Below are 16,136 nucleotides of genomic sequence, written 5' to 3'. Positions count from 1 at the left end.
GCCACAGCCGCGGGCTCTGTAGTTATTATATAATAAAAATTCATCTTTGTGTATATTTATTAAAATAGAAGTTGTCAGGTTTTTTAGTGGATCGCTCTTTCCATTACAGCCATGCGTACCGGCACTCCATTAGCCATCTGAGGAAAAATCCGCGATTTGTCGCTTTCCACCACTGCATCGTCAATTTCGACGTTCCGGTTCACCGGGGCAGGGTGCATGATGATCGTATTCTTGTCCAGCTTCGCGGCGCGCTCTTCGGTAAGTCCATACTGCTTGCGGTATTCTTCCGCCGACTGCAGAATCCCTGTAGCATGACGTTCAAGCTGTACGCGCAGCATCATGACCACATCCGCTTTCAGCGCTTCCTCCATGCTGACGTAAGGTGCGAATTCGGCAAGCTCAGGAGCCTTCATGCTGTCCGGGGCACAGAACTGCACGTGAGCACCCATTTTCGTTAGTCCCCACAGGTTGGAACGGGCTACCCGGCTATGCATAATATCTCCGATGATTGAAACCTTTAGGCCCTTAAACTCTCCAAAATTTTTGCTCATCGTATACAGATCCAGCAGCGCCTGCGTCGGATGCTCGTTGTTGCCGTCTCCCGCATTGATCAACGGAATGGATACCTTCTCTGCAAGCTGCTGCAGCACACCCGCAGGCTTCAACCGCACCACTCCGGCGTCGATTCCCATCGACTCCAGCGTGCGTACGGTGTCGTAGATCGACTCGCCTTTTTCAACACTAGAAGCAGCAGCCGTGAAGTTAAGCACTTGAACGCCAAGCCGTTTCTCAGCCATTTCAAAGGAAAACCGGGTACGCGTGCTGTTCTCAAAAAACATATTCGCCACAAAATGCGATCTCAGCACCGGTGTCAGCTTCTCGGCCTGATTGTCCCAGTAGGCCGTTCTGTTCAAAAGCTGCAGAATCTCCGTCCGGTCCAGATCCTTTATTCCCAACAGACTGCGTTCCTTCACCTTGGTTGCTGTCATCATGTTATCGTTCCTCCCGGTTGGAAATAATGTATACCTCGTCCTTGCCATCGAACTCAGTCAGCGCCACTTCAATCTGCTCATGCCTGGAGGTAGGTACGTTCTTGCCGATATAGTCGGGCCGGATCGGAAGCTCCCGGTGTCCACGGTCCGCCAGTACAGCCAGCTGAATCATCCGCGGCCGTCCGCAATCCATCAGCGCATCCATCGCGGCGCGGATTGTGCGTCCGGTGTATAGCACATCATCGAACAAAATCACTTTTTTGTCGTGGATGCCTCCGCAGTTAGCTGGCAGCGTCAGATTGCTGTTCACCACCGCAAGGTCCATAGCTTCGCGGTTGTCGCCACCCTCACGGTCATCGCGGTAATGCGTGATGTCCAGCTCGCCGTAAGGAATTTCGACTCCTTCAATCTCCCTGATGCGTTCCGCAATCCGCTGCGCCAGATATATCCCGCGTGTGCGGATGCCCACCAGCAGACAGTTCTCAATACCTTTGTTCTTCTCCAAAATCTCATGGGCAATGCGTGACAACGCCCGGCGGATTGCCGTTTCGTCCATAATGACATTTTTCTCAGTAACCATAATCCCTGCCATCCTCCTGCTTGATCGCCTGTTCAAGTTCCCCGGATAACAAAAAACTCCTTGCCCAAAGCAGGCAAGGAGTGAAATCCGCAGATTCAAAAAGATGGCGTGTCCGCGCGCAGAGAAAGACCCTCCGTACACATACGGATTCCTCTCTAAAGTCGCGAACCTCGATTCACGTTACCTTGCCAGCCTCACGGGACTGAATTAAAGGCGCATATTCAACTAAAAGAATTATGACAGATGTTGTGGCGGGTGTCAAATGGGTGAAGGAACAAAAAACATAGTTTGTTATGGTGACGGCCGCAGCTGCGGGGAATGTTTGGACTTCCGGCCGCTGTTAGGTTTGGATTTCTTGATTTTATTCCGCTGTCTGCGGTAGAAATCCAAACCTAAAGGCGGACGCTACGCTCCTACAGTTCCAAACTTCCCCTCCACTGCTTACACCATACAATTTGGTTTTTAGTTCAAAGGATAGAAGCAAAAAAAAGCTGCCGCAGATTTCTCCGCGGCAGCTTTTGAGGAAAGCAAGTTAATTAAAATTCAAATTCAACGTCGCTCAGGCGGCGCTTGATTTCGGAAATGACACGCTTCTCTTCCTCTTCGCCCTTGGCGATGAAGGTGACGGAGAAACGGACGAATGCACCGGCATCATCCCAAGGCACGGTGGAGATCAGCTTCTCGCGGATGAGGTATTGTGAGAAATCCTCACCGGATTCAAAGCGGCGTCCGCCCTTAACACCTTTCGGTGCAGCTACGTAGAGGAAGAAAGAGCCCTTAGGCTTCTCAGCATGGAAGCCCAGGCTGTTCAGCGCGTCTACCAGCATGTTGTGGCGGCGGGAATACTTGTCGGCAATCGCTTCGGTGATCTCTGGATGGGCGAGGCCGTAGGCTGCTGCCTTTTGAATAGCGATGAATTGACCGGAGTCATTGTTATCCTTCACATCGCTGAACGCTTTGACAACGAGCGGATTACCGGCTACGAACCCGATTCTCCAGCCTGTCATGTTGTAGGATTTGGACAGGGAGTGCAGCTCTACGCCGACATCCTTCGCACCAGGCACAGACAGGAAGCTAAGAGGCTTCAAGCCGTCATATGTCAAGGCAGAATATGGAGCATCGTGAATAACTACTACATTATATTTCTTCGCCCAGGCTACAACCTCGCTGAAAAATTCTGGAGTTGCGCTTGCGCCTGTCGGATTGTTCGGATAGTTCAGGTAGAGCAGCTTTGCCTTATGGGCAACGTCCTCAGGAATAGAGTTCAGGTCAGGCAGGAAATTGTTTTCCTTCTTGAGCTCCACTGAGTACACTTGTCCACCCAGATATTTGGTGTGGGTGCCCAGCACCGGATAACCCGGAACTGTCATGATGGTAATATCGCCCGGATTGATGAAGCAGGATGGCAGCATCGCCAGTGCCGGCTTCGAACCGATAGAGTGCACAACCTCAGTAACAGGGTCGATGCCTTCCACACGGAATACTTCCTTCAAATAAGCTGCGGCAGCAACTTTAAACTCTGGAATCCCGTTGTCGGAATATCCGCGGTTTTCTTCTTTGGCAGCTTCGGCAGCAAGCTTCGCAACAATGCCTCCATCCGCCATTTCATCCGGTTCACCAACACCCATATCGATAAGCTCAATATTCGGAAAATCCTGCTTCGCCGATGCTTTGGCGCGTTTGATTTTCTCAAATTTGTAGATGGCTGTGTCTTTGCCATAGTTCGCACCGCCGATGCGGTCCGCAAAATTAGTCTGAATAAAAGTATCCTGATATTGTTCAATACTCATAATCTTCATTTCATCTCCTGGTTTGTATTATTCTCATAATCTAAATATGAAGCAAAGCTGCCTTCAAAACCATAGATTTATAATCACTTAATTTGTATTTATCTGCTGCGCAGCATGAACAGCACTTCTTCCATATCCGCCGGGATTGGCGCACTGTACTCCATATATTCACCGGTGGAAGGATGCACAAATCCCAGTACAGCGGCGTGCAAAGCTTGTCCGTTCATCGTGATCCCCTTGCTGCGTCCATAGACCGGATCGCCAACGAGCGGATGACCGATAAACTTCATATGCACACGGATCTGATGGGTACGTCCGGTTTCGAGCTGCAGCTCCAGCAAGGTGCAATCCCCAAATCGCTCCAATACGGTAAAATGGGTCACGGAACGTTTACTGTTCTTCTCCGTTACCGTATACAGCTTGCGGTCATGCGAATCACGGCCGATAGGTGCATCCACCGTTCCCTGATCATGGGACAGATTGCCGTGCACAATCGCTATGTATCGGCGTGTTACACTATGCTCCTTAAGCTGGGCGGCGAGTGAAGCGTGGCTCAGATCATTTTTGGCCGCCATAATCAGCCCTGAGGTGTCCTTGTCGATTCGGTGCACAATGCCCGGACGGATCTCGCCGTTAATGCCGGACAGATCCTTGCAGTGATACATCAGCGCGTTGACCAATGTGCCGGAAGGGTGACCAGCCGCCGGATGCACGACCATGCCGCGGGGTTTGTTCACCACAATAACATCGCTGTCTTCATATGCCACTTCAAGCGGAATATCCTCCGCAATCAAATCTGTTACCTCGGCTTCTGGAACCGTAACAACGACCACATCGCCTTCCGCCAGCTTATAGTTGGCTTTTACCGGGCCTCCGTTGACTGTAACATGTCCGCCGCTGATCCACTGCTGCACCTGGGAGCGCGAAATCTCCTCTTCCCAGGACTCCGTAATGTATTTATCAATCCGCTCCCGGGCATTCTCCCCGGCAACCGTCCATTCGGTGACGTCCCTTTCTTCTTCGAGGGCAGCGGATGCCGCCTGCTCATTGACGTCCTTGTTCAAGCTATTCATTCCCTTCCTTAACATCCTTGGATTCCTTGACTTCGGTAATTTCTTCTCCGCCCTTCATATCGCGCAGTGTATCGAGAATAATCAGCGCCACCCCAATGACAATGCAGGAATCGGCCACATTAAAGATCGGAAAGGTGTAGCTGCCGAAATTGAACATCAGAAAGTCAACCACTTCGCCGTTAAGCATCCGGTCCAGAAAATTGCCCACAGCTCCGCCCAGAACCAGTGCTAATGCGGTAGGCAGCAGCTTCCGGGTGGCTTTGGCCTTATTGAGGTACCAGACGATACCAGCAACAACTATAACGGTGATCAGGAAAAAGAACCACTGCTGTCCCTGAAGAATCCCAAAAGCGGCTCCTTGGTTGCGGTGGGAGGTGATAATGAAGAAATCCTTGATAACCGGAATCTGTTCAGCGATCTCCAGCCGGGTAGCAATCAAATACTTAGTACCCTGGTCGATCAAAAATACGATTAGCGCTATCAGATAGTACACCACAGAAGTTGTCACTCCGTTCTTATTTTTCCCGCTGAGGGCGGTGCGAATTCTGTATAAAGACTTGTATATTGTAGCACAGGCCTCAAGAAGCCGTCTATTGCGCGCGCATACAATGCATCCGGTCATAGGACTATTTTCCAGCGCTAAAAATGGGCTTCCCCGGTCAAGCTATCAGAGAAGGAAGCCGGTGTACGCCGGTGAAAAGCCTGCCTTAAGCAATAGAAAGGAGCGACCTCCTATGAGCCATCTGACATCACAGCAGCTCTCCGGGCTGCATGTAGAACTACTGCGGCAGCAGCAGGAAATCAGCCACAGACTGCGGAACAATGAGCACTACGGATTGCAGGATGCCATGCGCGATTCAACCGGAGAGCTGTCCGAAATCGACAACCATCCCGGCGATGCCGCCACGGAGCTGTACAACCGCTCAATAGATATCTCCCTGCTGGAGCGGGATGAACATGAGCTGGATAATATTGAAGCCGCACTGTCCGCCATGAAAAAAGGAACCTACGGGAGCTGTGCCGTTTGCGGTGAAGCGATTTCCTTCGAACGTCTGTCGGCAGTCCCGGCTACCCGTTTTTGCAAAGAGCATAACCCCCGCCAAAACGCGCATTTCACGCGCCCGGTTGAAGAAGAGCTGCTGTCTCCGCCCTTTGGACGCACCAGCCTGGACGAGCGCGAGGATCAAAATGGCTTTGACGGCGAGGACGCCTGGCAAATTGTTGAAAGCTGGGGCAGCTCGAATTCCCCTGCTATGGCCGAGGACAGTGACATTTCTTCATACAATGATATGGAGATTGAAGCTGACGAAAATGAAGGCTTCGTGGAGCCTTGGGAGAACTTTATTGCCACAGATATCGCCGGAAACCATGTGACTGTCATCAAGGGATCAAGCTACCGCCACTATATGGACAGTGAGGAAGGCAGCCATCTGCTGGACCCGCTGAGTAAAAGAGAAAGGGAGTAGCCGGTGCTGCTCCTTTTTGTTGTTGATCTCCCGTCAAAAGGTCTTCAGCTCAAGCTGATGCTGTACAATCCGCACGATGTCAGCAATATAATCGCCGATGATCGGCAGATTTAGCGCACCAAGGACCTGAAGCACATAAATAATCGTCGCCGCAAAAAAAGTAAAGCCCAGCGCAATCCCCAGTCCACGCGCGACGCCTGACAAAATATTCAGCCAAATCAGCCTCAAGGGAGAATTGAGCAGCTCTGTATACTCGGCAATCCTGGCCTTCTCCATTTGCTGGACCAGTCCCCTGGTCAGCCGGTAGACGGCGTTCAGCTTCTCTTCCTGCGGCATGTCTTGCAGATCACGGTTTCCCCCACCGGAATCCGCCGGAGAATGAACATTGCGGGCTGCATTCCGGCTCTCTGAGCGTTGCTGCTTATGCTGAACCGGCTCTGAGGAATGAACCTCCCGCCGGATCTCCCCAAGCCTATCCGTGCCGCTGCCTGCCCCTGCTGTCCGAACCGAAATTCTCCCGGTTTTCCAAGTGCCCTGCTTGTCCTCTTTCCGTCCCTCCATGGCGTTTGATTCCTCCCTAGCGTCACTTCTTTAGTTCCACAAAGTAAACGAGCCCGGTCAAAAGAGAGAAGACTCTCTTTAAGCACCGGGCTCGCCGTTTTGCTTCTAACCCATAGAACCTTTTCCTTTGCCGCTAGTATGCCTGCGAACTGTAGTTGAATGATCAACAGCGGCATTTTTATCAGCAAAACGGAAGTTTATATACTATTTGCGCTGAACGCATACTTAGTATATGCCATTTAGGGACAGGTAATGCAGAGGATTAGACTCCGATATGAATTCCGATGGTTTTGCCGCCGGCATCCACCGACTCAAAGGTTTGCTCCCCGTCAAAATCAACCGTGGTCACCAGCACATTCTCGCGAAGCACATGTTCAAACGCCGTTACCGCAGCCTTCAGCTCATCGTCTACCTTCAGAGTCAGCGCAACCCGCTTCTCGATTGGCAGATCCAGACGTTTGCGGTAATCCTGGACCGCCCGCACGACCTCGCGGACCCAGCCTTCCTGCACCAGCTCAGGCGTGATTTCGGTATTCAGCGCCACAGTAAGCCCGTAGCCGGATGCCGCAGCAAAGCCCGATTTGGCCTGTTTCTCCACAAGCAGCTCCTCGGCGGTGATTTGCAGCTCTTCCCCTTCAGGCGAAACAATGGAAATAGCGCCATCCTGTACCGTTTTACGGGTAGCGCCGCTGTCCAGCCCTTTCAGGAAGCCTTGCAGGAAGCCAACGTTTTTGCCGTATTTTTTTCCGGCTACCTTGAGGTTCAGCTTGAGTGTAAAATCAACAAACCCGCTGTCGCTGTTCTCCACCACAATCTCTTTGACATTGATCTCATCCTTGATGATCTCTTCATAATCCGCCACATGGAAGCTGCGGTCAATCGACACAATCAGCTCAGACAACGGCTGGCGCGTCTTGATGCCCGATTCGTTGCGGACGTTGCGGGCCAGCTCAACGATTTGTCTCGCGCTCTCCATGTCACGTTCCAGCTCAAGATCGATCAGGCTCTCATCGGCAGCCGGATAATCAGCCAGATGCACGCTTTCTCCGCCGCCCAGGTTCGTAAAGATATCCTCGGACAGCATCGGCATAAATGGAGCCAGCAGTGTAGCTGTAGTCAAAAGCACATGCGTCAATGTACGGTAAGCGTCAAGCTTCTCTTCTCCAAGGCCGCTGCCCCAGAACCGGTCGCGCGAACGGCGGATATACCAGTTGCTCAGCTCATCCACGAAATTCTCAACCGCTTTGGACGTATTGACAAAATCATTGACGGACAGGCCCTTATCGACCACAAGGATCAGACTGTTCAGGCGGGACAGAATCCAGCGGTCCAGCTTGTGCTTGGATACCTTGAACGGATGATCCGCAGGATCATAGCCGTCGATGCCGGCATACAGCGTCAGGAACGCATGCGTGTTGACGAGCGTATCCACAACCTTGGATTTGGTCTCACCGACCAGGCCGCGCGAAAAGCGTTTGTTGTTCCAAGGCGCGCTGTCGGACAGGATCGCCCAGCGGAAGGCGTCAGTGCCGTATTCGTTCATGATTTCCCAAGGGTCGATGACATTGCCTTTGGATTTGGACATTTTTTGGCCATTCTCATCGAAGATATGGCCGTGCGCGATAACCGCTTTGTAAGGCGCTTTGCCCTTGAACAGCGTAGATACGGCAAGCAGGCTGTAGAACCAGCCGCGGGTCTGGTCGATCCCTTCGCAGATCATATCCGCCGGATACTGATCCTCGAACGTATCTTCATTCTCGAACGGATAATGGCTCTGCGCGAACGGCATCGAGCCGCTATCGAACCAGACGTCGATGACCTCGGAGGTCCGTACCATCACTCCGCCTTCACTGAACGGGCTGCGCAGCTTGATGTTGTCTACATACGGCTTATGCAGCTCGATATCCTCGGCGACTTCGCCAATCGCCATTGAACGAAGTTCCGCGATGCTGTGCGGCGCAAATTCCTTGCCCGTGTCCTGGCAAACCCAGATATTCAGCGGAGTCCCCCAGTAGCGGTTGCGGCTGATATTCCAGTCCACCAGCTCCTCCAGGAACTTGCCGAAGCGGCCTTCACGCACATGTTCAGGATACCAGTCCACACTGTTGTTGTTCGCAATCAGCTCATCCTTGATGGCTGTTGTTTTGATGAACCAGCTGTCTGTTGCATAGTAGAGCAGCGGAGTATCGCAGCGCCAGCAGAACGGATAGCTGTGCTCGTATTTCTCCTTGCTGTACAGCAGCCCTTTCTCGGAGAGCACCTTCACGATATCCAGATCGCATTCCTTCACGAACCGTCCGGCAAAATCCGAAACCACATCGGTATATTTACCGGAAGCATCCACCACATTCACGAAGCTGATGCCGTTCTCACGGCAGCTCTTATAGTCATCTTCGCCATGCGCCGGAGCCATATGCACGATCCCGGTACCACTGGAATCCGTAACAAAAGATGCACCGACGATTACATTGTGTTTCTCCGCCTTGATGTAGCCAAACGGCGGAGTGTAGCTTTGGCCGATAAAATCCGTACCCTTGTGTGTGGACAGGATTGTAAAATCACCCTTCAGCACATCATCCACAAGGTTCTTCGCGAGTACATACACGCCGTCTTCCTGCTGAGCGCGGACATATTCCATGTCCGGGTTCATCGCCAGCGCCATGTGCGCCGGAAGCGTCCAAGGCGTGGTGGTCCAGGCCAGCACATAGTCGCCGCTGCCAGCCAGCTTGAACTTGGCGGTTGCACTAAGATCCTTGACCGTCTTGTAGCCCTGCGCCACTTCATGCGAGCTTAGGGTAGTCTGACAGCTCGGGCAATACGGGCTTACGCGGTGTCCGCGGTACAGAAGCCCTTTCTCATGCACCGTAGCCAGGATGTTCCATACACTCTCAATGTAGGTGTTGTCCAGGGTAACATACGGATTATCCAAATCAGTCCAGTAGCCGATGGCTTCCGTGAACTCGCGCCACTGCTTCTCATACCCAAATACGCTGTCCTTGCACTCCTTGATGAACTTCTCTACACCATATTCCTCAATCTCCTGCTTCCCGGAGATCCCCAGCTTCTTCTGTACGCCCAGCTCTACCGGCAGGCCGTGTGTATCCCAGCCCGCTTTGCGTATAACGCGGTAGCCCTTCATCGTCTGGTAGCGGCCGACAAAGTCCTTGATTACGCGGCCCAGCACGTGCCCGATATGCGGTACGCCATTTGCGGTAGGCGGCCCTTCATAGAACACGTAGTTCGGACGGCCTGCGCGGTTCTCCATAGATTTGCGGAACGTATTTTCGTCGCTCCATTTCTTCAGAATGCGGACGTCTCTCGCCCGCGCTTTTTCTCTGACATCTACTTTTTGCATAGTGATGGTCAATCCTTCCTTAGTGATTTCGATCCCTCCCAAACCCTCCCTTAGCCAAGGGAGGGCCCCAAGGGCTCCGCCCTCTGGACACCTGGAATGTTGTCTAAGTTCCGGGGAGAGAGGGATTTTGAGTTACTGTTGTTGTAATGCCCGCTTATCGCCGCAAGCGGCACGCTCCACCTCAGGCCCCCCGGCCCGCGAACCCGTCAGGGCAGCACTGGGCCGGGGGCCTCTTGCGGCGTGGGGCGAAGCCCGCCGCTGCTCTTTGCTTTGCCTTGGGCACCCGGCCCGCGAACCCGCAGGGCAGCACTGGGCCGGGGGCCTCTTGCGGCGTTGGCGAAGCCCGCCGCTGCTTTTTGCTTTGCCTTGGAGACCCGGCCCGCGAACCCGAAGGGCAGCGATGGGCCGGGGACCTTTGCGGCGTGGGACGAAGCCCGCCGCTGGGGTTGCACTTACGCATGTAAGGCCCCGCAGGCGTCCCCGCCAGGGGAGCCTAAGAAGGGCCGCTCGCCCGCCGAACAAATCCTTTCCCTTCCGCAGACGCCCATCTTTCCGCGATGATCCCTTGTTGCGGGTGTCCAGAGGGCGGCCAGCCCTTGGGGTCCCCCTTAGAAGGGGGATTTAGGGGGATGCCCACACACAAAAAGGCGTCCCCCCACCCCCAAAGGGGCGAGACGACGCTCGCGATACCACCCTAATTCTGCGCCTCATGCACGTCCTCAGGGGAAGTGTATTCAGCACAATCTCAGTTCCGCGCACAGATTACCGCGCGGGTCCGGGATAACGTCCGGCAGACGGCCAGGCTTACACACGTATTCTACGCTTCAGCTTGGCTTCTAGGGGAAGATCTTCTGAACAAGGCTTGAACCATCGGCTCGCAGCAACCACCGACTCTCTGGAGAACGTTACCTTGCCCTTACTTGTCCCGTCATCGAATAGATATAACGATACAGATATGATCTAGTTATAGACGTTTTCGGGTGAAAAGTCAATATTGGAGGAGGTGTGCAGCATGAGCTCTCCGGCAATACAGGATGTACCCATTACAACCTTTACAGCGCGTTCTCACTCACTTCACGGCTCTCCAAAGCATTCCAGTCATCTGTGGACAGCAGCTCCAGTTGTGCTTCCAGCAGGGTCCGGAACCGGGTACGGTAGATCGAAGCCTGCTTACGCAGCTCCTCCGTCTCAATCGCTACCTTGCGGGATTTGGACAAGGCTTCGTTAATGATCCGGTCTGCGTTTTTCTCAGCTTCCTTGATGATCAATTGTGATTCTTTTTTGGAGTTATTCTTCACATCATCTGCAGCTTCCTGAGCAACGAGGATCGTCTTGGACAGGCTCTCTTCGATATTCACAAAATGATCGAGACGCTCCTGCATGGACAATAGCTGGTTATGCAGCTCTTTGTTCTCACGGATGACGCTCTCGTAATCCTTGATGACCTGATCCAGAAATTCGTTGACCTCGTCTTCATCATAACCGCGGATTCTCCGGGAGAACTCCTTGTTATGTATATCGAGCGGTGTTAATGGCATGCTGTGCACCTCCTAGAAATTTCGGACCTCTTATGCCCCTGAACTCTAATCTGTCCCGCAGACATAGAAGAAAGACTGTATCAAGTAAAAACGGCTGCGCCGTCCGCACATCCATATAGTTCAAGTATACGGCGAATGGCAAGATTTCATTCGGCTGCCGCTTCAGGGTCCGCCTCTTCTACAAATATCGGCGTACAGCATTCAAAATGTTTGCTTCCCTAGAGATAATCAATTTCGACAAGCAAAGCCGGATTCCTGCATGCCTTTCAGACAAATTTGCCGATCCGGACACGGTAGCGGCCTTTTTTCGTCAAACTGCCGATCTCCAAAACCTTAAACCGTCCAAAGCCTTGGATAGAGATCATATCACCGTCTTTAAGCCCGCAGGAAGGGTCCTCTTCCACTTTCCAGTTGACACGGACTCTTCCGGCTTTGATAGGTGCAAGAATTTTACTCCGGCTTAGCCGGGTAACATCCGCAGCGATGCCATCCAGCCGCAGGGAAGCGACTGTCAGCTCCATCATCTCCAATTTGACACTGCTTCTGCGCAGAGCAGACAGCGGCAAGATTTCCGTACTGACGTTAATCCGGTGCACACCGGTTAAATTCATAGCCAAATAATCCGCAATGTCCGCTGCCACAACAACATGACAACCGTCCTCCAGCACATGGATGTCGCCGATTTTTCCTCTTTTAATACCAAGTCCAAGGATAGCGCCCATATAATCGCCATGCTCCAGATCCAGAAATTTCTGTTCTCCCGAGGAAATGGCCAGAACCTTCAGCTCCATATCCTCACCTGCGAGCTCGCGGTAATCAGGGGCCACCAGCGCCCGCTTTCGCTCAGCCTCTTCAGAACCGCCTTCCCATCTTACCGATACGTCGGGATGCCGGTTCACAAGCGTCTGCAGTATATAGCACTGCCGGGGGTCCAGAAATTCAGTCAGCTTCGTCTCATGATACTCACCTGCATGGGTAACCCATTCCCAGGCCTTATCTACAAATTGCCGCTCATCGGGGTGAAAATGTCCGTAAATTTCATTCTTCATCTTAGCTGCCTAAAATATATACCAAATTAGATACTTCAATCCGTTCTTAGCGAACTCAAGCACGAACAGCGCAATGATTGGAGAGACATCAATCGTTCCGAAAAGTGCCGGAATGAACCGCCGAAACGGAGTCAGGTAGGGCTCTACCAGCTTGCCCAGCAATTCTCCGATAAAGCTGTCACGAACATTCGGCAGCCAAGACATAAGAACGTAGAGAAAGATCATTGCAAAGTAGATGTTGTAGAGAATATCAATAATTAGATTTATTTGGGACAAAGCCCATTCACCTCATTCTGTTATAGTCTTGATCGTCACTCAGAATTTCCGTAATGGAGCCTTGGATTTCAACCGTATCCGGTGTGCACATAAATATATTGCCCCCAATTTTGGAGATTCCTCCACCCAGGGCATAAACAGTTCCGCTGAGAAAATCAATAATACGCATCGCCTGATCATTGCGCACCCGCTGCAGGTTGATGACCACCGTACGGTGGGATCTCAGATGATCGGCAATTTCCTGTGCTTCCTCGTATGAACGTGGCTCATACAGCACGACCTTCACATTTTTCTGCGAATGGATACTGACGACGTTGGCCCGCTGATTTTTGCGGGTTTCTACAGGGGCGGGCTCGTATTCTTCCTCATCGCGGGAAATTTGCTCCCGCTCTACAATTTCCTCTTCCTCCTGCAAGCCCAAAAAACTCATAAACCGGTTCATCACGCCCATCAGGCTCCCTCCTCATGACCTACTAATACCGTACCCAGGCGCACCTGGGTGGCTCCTTCCTGAATAGCCACTTCAAAATCATTCGACATTCCCATCGACAGCTCTTGTATAGGCTCAGGTGTCAAAGCTAGCAGATTGAGCTCATCGCGCAGCTCACGGAGCCCCCGGAATACCGGGCGGGTCTCCTCTGGTTCAGCTTCATAAGGCGCCATCGTCATAAGTCCAACCACCTTAATGCGGTCTAGGCCTGAGATTTCACGCAGAAACCCCGGTACCGCTTCAGGCGGCAATCCAAACTTTGTATCTTCTCCTGAAATATTCACCTGGAGAAAAACGTTTACGGTAAGTCCCAAAGCCTCAGCCTTTTTATGCAATTCCCGGGCCAGAGACAAGCGGTCAAGCGAGTGTATATATTGAAATTTACCGATAACATCCTTAACCTTATTGGTCTGCAAATGTCCGATGAAATGCCAGGTTCCCTTATGCCCCAGGGCGTTCCATTTGTGTTCGGCATCCTGCCAGCGGCTTTCCGCAATATCCTCAAGACCGGCGTCCAGCACAGCGGATACTGTTTCCAGAGACACATATTTTGTCACTGCGATAACCTTGACGTCCGCCACATCCCTGCCGCTTGCCGCACAGGCCCGTGCTACACGTTCCTCTACCCCGGCTATTCTTTCCTGTAGTGTCGCCAAGTTTCAACTCTCCTTTATTCCGATCCAGCTCGTCATTCTCCCTGTAACACCATTTTCCTTCCGGTAAGAAAAGAACAAATCGTGATTACAGCTTGTACACCATGATGTACATTCGATATGAGTCGGCAATATTCCTGCTTTAATCATAATGCGTCGATTCATTTCTTTCAAGTTCAGCATGCTTTTGCCTGCGTCTGCTTCCGACTTTCTGTATAAGCTCTGTCCAGCCCCGTTAGCAATCCCTGCCAGTTCCACCTCAAGGCGACGGACGTGATTCATCACATAATCATCCACCTCATAGCAGCAGTCGCCGATAGAGGGACCGATACCCGCAAGAATATCCTGAGGGCGGCTGCCGTACACCGATTCCATTCTGGCCACCATCGCAGCAGCAATCTCCGCCACCGTTCCTTTCCAGCCTGCATGAGCCAAACCAATCACCTGCTGATGCGGATCGTAGAAATACAGAGGGACACAATCGGCATAAAAGGAGGTCAGCAGCACTCCAGGCACATTGGTAAGCAGACCATCCGTAGCTTGAAAAGCAGATGCTCTATCCTGGCTGCCGCGGCCGCAGTCTTCCGCTTTAACCACTGCTATATCTTTTCCATGTGTTTGCTCTCCGCAGGTCCAGTCCTGTAATGTAAAGCCAAGGCTCTCGGCAAGCAATGAACGGTTCCCGAGCACAGCCTCCGGCTGATCCCCAACATGAAAGGCACAATTAAAGCTGTCATAAGGCGCCTTGCCTATACCGCCCTGCCTGCCTGTGAACCCTGCTGTGATTGCTGAATGCTTCGTACGCCAAGGCTCCAGATGAAGCAGTGCGGGCGTTCCGCCCTTTTGCATAAACGGTTCCATATCCTCACCTCCGCCTAAGTGTACCACAAGATTCCTTCCCTTTCCGCCACGACTCCATGATTTAATACATCCCCAAAATCCAGAAAAAAGACGCACCCCTCAATAAGTGCGCCGTTCACTGCGGTCTCCCCGCTCCAGATACATCGTTTCCCGTTCCTCCTGCCCTTGAGACATCCTCGGCTCTTCGATCCTCACAAGAACGACATCAGCGCCGATCTTCACAATATTCCGCCACGGAATAATCAGATCGGTTCCGCCTCCGAACAGCCCCATGAAGCGCGTGAAACCCGGGACAATGATTGCATCAATGACGCCGCGGCGAAGATCCAGCTCCAGATCACTGACTTGCCCGAGCCGCTTCCCGTCGACTATATTGATCACATCCTTCGTCTGAAAATCGGAGATTTTCATTTTTTTGCCGCTTCCCAAGGAATCCTCGTTCACCTCGCCACCCCTGTACATTCAGACGTATAGTCCAATATATGTTCCCCGGGCTTGGCAACATGCCAATCTGGATTGGATTCCCCCGCACAAAGGGGCATCCCGTGCAGCAACGCCGCTCCCGGAATACCCCTGTCACTTTCCGCTAGGTTTGTTTAAGACTTAACATGCTTCTGCATTTGCTGGATAGCCGATTTCTCAAGCCGCGACACCTGAGCCTGGGAAATGCCGATTTCATCCGCTACCTCCATTTGGGTTTTCCCTTCAAAAAACCTCATCGACAAAATCCGTTTCTCCCGCTGGCCCAGCCTCTGCATAGCTTCACGCAGTGCAATTTCCTCGATCCACGATACATCCTTGTTTTTGTCATCGCTGATCTGGTCCATCACATAAATCGGATCGCCACCGTCGTGGTAAATCGGCTCGAACAGGGAAACCGGGTCCTGGATAGCATCAAGCGCAAACACTACATCTTCTTTGGGAACACCAAGCGCTTCGGAAATTTCAAATATCGTCGGCTCCCGTGAATTCTGATTCGTCAGGCTGTCACGTACCTGAAGCGCTTTGTAGGCAATATCGCGCAGTGAACGCGACACCCGGATCGGGTTGTTGTCACGCAGGTATCTGCGGATTTCACCGATGATCATCGGCACTGCGTAGGTAGAGAATTTCACATTTTGCGATAGATCAAAGTTATCAATGGCTTTCATCAGACCAATGCAGCCTACCTGGAACAGATCGTCAACGAACTCTCCCCGATTATTGAACCTTTGAATAACGCTAAGAACGAGTCTAAGGTTACCGTTTACCAATTTCTCTCTGGCGGATCGCTCGCCCTGCTGCTGCAGCGAAGTGAACAGTTCCCGCATTTCCACGTTGGTCAGAACGGGCAGCTTGGCGGTGTCCACACCGCAAATCTCGACTTTGTTTCGGGTCATGATGATTTACCTCCCAAGGAGAAACATTACTGTACATTATCTCCCCGGCCGGGCATTTTATTCCTTGCTTTCA

16 protein-coding genes are annotated in these 16,136 nt (G+C 52.2%); 1 reads left to right on the top strand and 15 read right to left on the bottom strand.

Translation table 11 applies throughout. From position 1 onward, the window contains the following. Window positions 1-83: 83 nt before the first annotated feature. The 5 genes from AC0LWN_RS16990 to lspA form a co-directional block, all read right to left on the bottom strand. Window positions 84-992 (bottom strand): aspartate carbamoyltransferase catalytic subunit, encoded by a 909-nt coding sequence (locus AC0LWN_RS16990; RefSeq protein ID WP_474667279.1) that lies wholly within the window; start codon window positions 990-992, stop codon window positions 84-86. A 1-nt stretch (window position 993) separates the two neighbouring features. Then, window positions 994-1,572, bottom strand: a complete 579-nt coding sequence (pyrR, locus tag AC0LWN_RS16985) for a bifunctional pyr operon transcriptional regulator/uracil phosphoribosyltransferase PyrR (RefSeq protein ID WP_474667277.1) — start codon at window positions 1,570-1,572, stop codon at window positions 994-996. Window positions 1,573-2,108: 536 nt separating this feature from the next. Next, window positions 2,109-3,362, bottom strand: coding sequence for an LL-diaminopimelate aminotransferase (locus tag AC0LWN_RS16980; RefSeq protein ID WP_474667488.1), 1,254 nt, complete (start codon window positions 3,360-3,362; stop codon window positions 2,109-2,111). A 98-nt stretch (window positions 3,363-3,460) separates the two neighbouring features. Further along, window positions 3,461-4,435 (bottom strand): RluA family pseudouridine synthase, encoded by a 975-nt coding sequence (locus AC0LWN_RS16975; protein ID WP_474667275.1) that lies wholly within the window; start codon window positions 4,433-4,435, stop codon window positions 3,461-3,463. Beyond that, window positions 4,428-4,931: a signal peptidase II gene (gene lspA, locus AC0LWN_RS16970; protein WP_474667273.1), complete on the bottom strand. Its 504-nt coding sequence runs from the start codon at window positions 4,929-4,931 to the stop codon at window positions 4,428-4,430. The genes AC0LWN_RS16975 and lspA overlap by 8 nt, the downstream gene beginning before the upstream one ends. Before the next feature lie 238 nt (window positions 4,932-5,169). Between lspA and AC0LWN_RS16965 the strand changes: the two genes are divergently transcribed. Then, a complete protein-coding gene (locus AC0LWN_RS16965) occupies window positions 5,170-5,901 on the top strand; it encodes a TraR/DksA C4-type zinc finger protein (protein ID WP_474667271.1) in 732 nt (243 codons plus the stop codon). Between the two features lie 33 nt (window positions 5,902-5,934). Here the strand turns inward: AC0LWN_RS16965 and AC0LWN_RS16960 are convergent, their stop codons facing one another. The 10 genes from AC0LWN_RS16960 to sigG all read right to left on the bottom strand — a co-directional run bounded on the left by AC0LWN_RS16960 (window position 5,935) and on the right by sigG (window position 16,063). Continuing rightward, window positions 5,935-6,237 (bottom strand): DUF5665 domain-containing protein, encoded by a 303-nt coding sequence (locus tag AC0LWN_RS16960; protein WP_051128246.1) that lies wholly within the window; start codon window positions 6,235-6,237, stop codon window positions 5,935-5,937. Between the two features lie 487 nt (window positions 6,238-6,724). Then, window positions 6,725-9,817: an isoleucine--tRNA ligase gene (gene ileS, locus AC0LWN_RS16955; protein WP_474667486.1), complete on the bottom strand. Its 3,093-nt coding sequence runs from the start codon at window positions 9,815-9,817 to the stop codon at window positions 6,725-6,727. A 1,052-nt stretch (window positions 9,818-10,869) separates the two neighbouring features. Further along, window positions 10,870-11,355, bottom strand: coding sequence for a DivIVA domain-containing protein (locus AC0LWN_RS16950; RefSeq protein WP_019909345.1), 486 nt, complete (start codon window positions 11,353-11,355; stop codon window positions 10,870-10,872). 266 nt (window positions 11,356-11,621) lie between these two features. Beyond that, window positions 11,622-12,404, bottom strand: coding sequence for a YlmH family RNA-binding protein (locus tag AC0LWN_RS16945; RefSeq protein ID WP_474667269.1), 783 nt, complete (start codon window positions 12,402-12,404; stop codon window positions 11,622-11,624). 9 nt (window positions 12,405-12,413) lie between these two features. Continuing rightward, a complete protein-coding gene (locus AC0LWN_RS16940) occupies window positions 12,414-12,680 on the bottom strand; it encodes a YggT family protein (protein ID WP_474667267.1) in 267 nt (88 codons plus the stop codon). A gap of 7 nt (window positions 12,681-12,687) precedes the next feature. Further along, entirely contained in the window at window positions 12,688-13,131 is a 444-nt protein-coding gene (locus tag AC0LWN_RS16935; RefSeq protein WP_019909340.1) for a cell division protein SepF, read from the bottom strand. After that, window positions 13,131-13,826 (bottom strand): YggS family pyridoxal phosphate-dependent enzyme, encoded by a 696-nt coding sequence (locus tag AC0LWN_RS16930; protein WP_458963653.1) that lies wholly within the window; start codon window positions 13,824-13,826, stop codon window positions 13,131-13,133. The genes AC0LWN_RS16935 and AC0LWN_RS16930 overlap by 1 nt, the downstream gene beginning before the upstream one ends. Before the next feature lie 3 nt (window positions 13,827-13,829). Further along, on the bottom strand, window positions 13,830-14,684 hold the full coding sequence (gene pgeF, locus AC0LWN_RS16925) for a peptidoglycan editing factor PgeF (protein WP_474667265.1): 855 nt from the start codon (window positions 14,682-14,684) through the stop codon (window positions 13,830-13,832). Window positions 14,685-14,783: 99 nt separating this feature from the next. Continuing rightward, entirely contained in the window at window positions 14,784-15,095 is a 312-nt protein-coding gene (locus AC0LWN_RS16920; RefSeq protein ID WP_458963918.1) for a YlmC/YmxH family sporulation protein, read from the bottom strand. A 185-nt stretch (window positions 15,096-15,280) separates the two neighbouring features. Then, window positions 15,281-16,063, bottom strand: a complete 783-nt coding sequence (gene sigG / locus AC0LWN_RS16915) for an RNA polymerase sporulation sigma factor SigG (protein ID WP_019909334.1) — start codon at window positions 16,061-16,063, stop codon at window positions 15,281-15,283. Window positions 16,064-16,136: the final 73 nt, after the last annotated feature.

Source organism: Paenibacillus sp. sgz302115, from assembly GCF_056120445.1.
This window is presented reverse-complemented; position numbering and strand designations above follow the sequence as displayed.

Bases quoted from the DNA above. Each gene is read 5' to 3' on its own strand.
- ileS (WP_474667486.1), bottom strand. From the start codon at position 9,817: ATGCAAAAAGTAGATGTCAGAGAAAAAGCGCGGGCGAGAGACGTCCGC.
- AC0LWN_RS16960 (WP_051128246.1), bottom strand. From the start codon at position 6,237: ATGCCGCAGGAAGAGAAGCTGAACGCCGTCTACCGGCTGACCAGGGGA.
- AC0LWN_RS16945 (WP_474667269.1), bottom strand. From the start codon at position 12,404: ATGAAGAATGAAATTTACGGACATTTTCACCCCGATGAGCGGCAATTT.
- pgeF (WP_474667265.1), bottom strand. From the start codon at position 14,684: ATGGAACCGTTTATGCAAAAGGGCGGAACGCCCGCACTGCTTCATCTG.
- pyrR (WP_474667277.1), bottom strand. From the start codon at position 1,572: ATGGTTACTGAGAAAAATGTCATTATGGACGAAACGGCAATCCGCCGG.
- AC0LWN_RS16975 (WP_474667275.1), bottom strand. From the start codon at position 4,435: ATGAATAGCTTGAACAAGGACGTCAATGAGCAGGCGGCATCCGCTGCC.
- AC0LWN_RS16980 (WP_474667488.1), bottom strand. From the start codon at position 3,362: ATGAGTATTGAACAATATCAGGATACTTTTATTCAGACTAATTTTGCG.
- AC0LWN_RS16990 (WP_474667279.1), bottom strand. From the start codon at position 992: ATGATGACAGCAACCAAGGTGAAGGAACGCAGTCTGTTGGGAATAAAG.
- AC0LWN_RS16965 (WP_474667271.1), top strand. From the start codon at position 5,170: ATGAGCCATCTGACATCACAGCAGCTCTCCGGGCTGCATGTAGAACTA.
- AC0LWN_RS16935 (WP_019909340.1), bottom strand. From the start codon at position 13,131: ATGGGCGTGATGAACCGGTTTATGAGTTTTTTGGGCTTGCAGGAGGAA.
- AC0LWN_RS16920 (WP_458963918.1), bottom strand. From the start codon at position 15,095: ATGAAAATCTCCGATTTTCAGACGAAGGATGTGATCAATATAGTCGAC.
- sigG (WP_019909334.1), bottom strand. From the start codon at position 16,063: ATGACCCGAAACAAAGTCGAGATTTGCGGTGTGGACACCGCCAAGCTG.
- AC0LWN_RS16950 (WP_019909345.1), bottom strand. From the start codon at position 11,355: ATGCCATTAACACCGCTCGATATACATAACAAGGAGTTCTCCCGGAGA.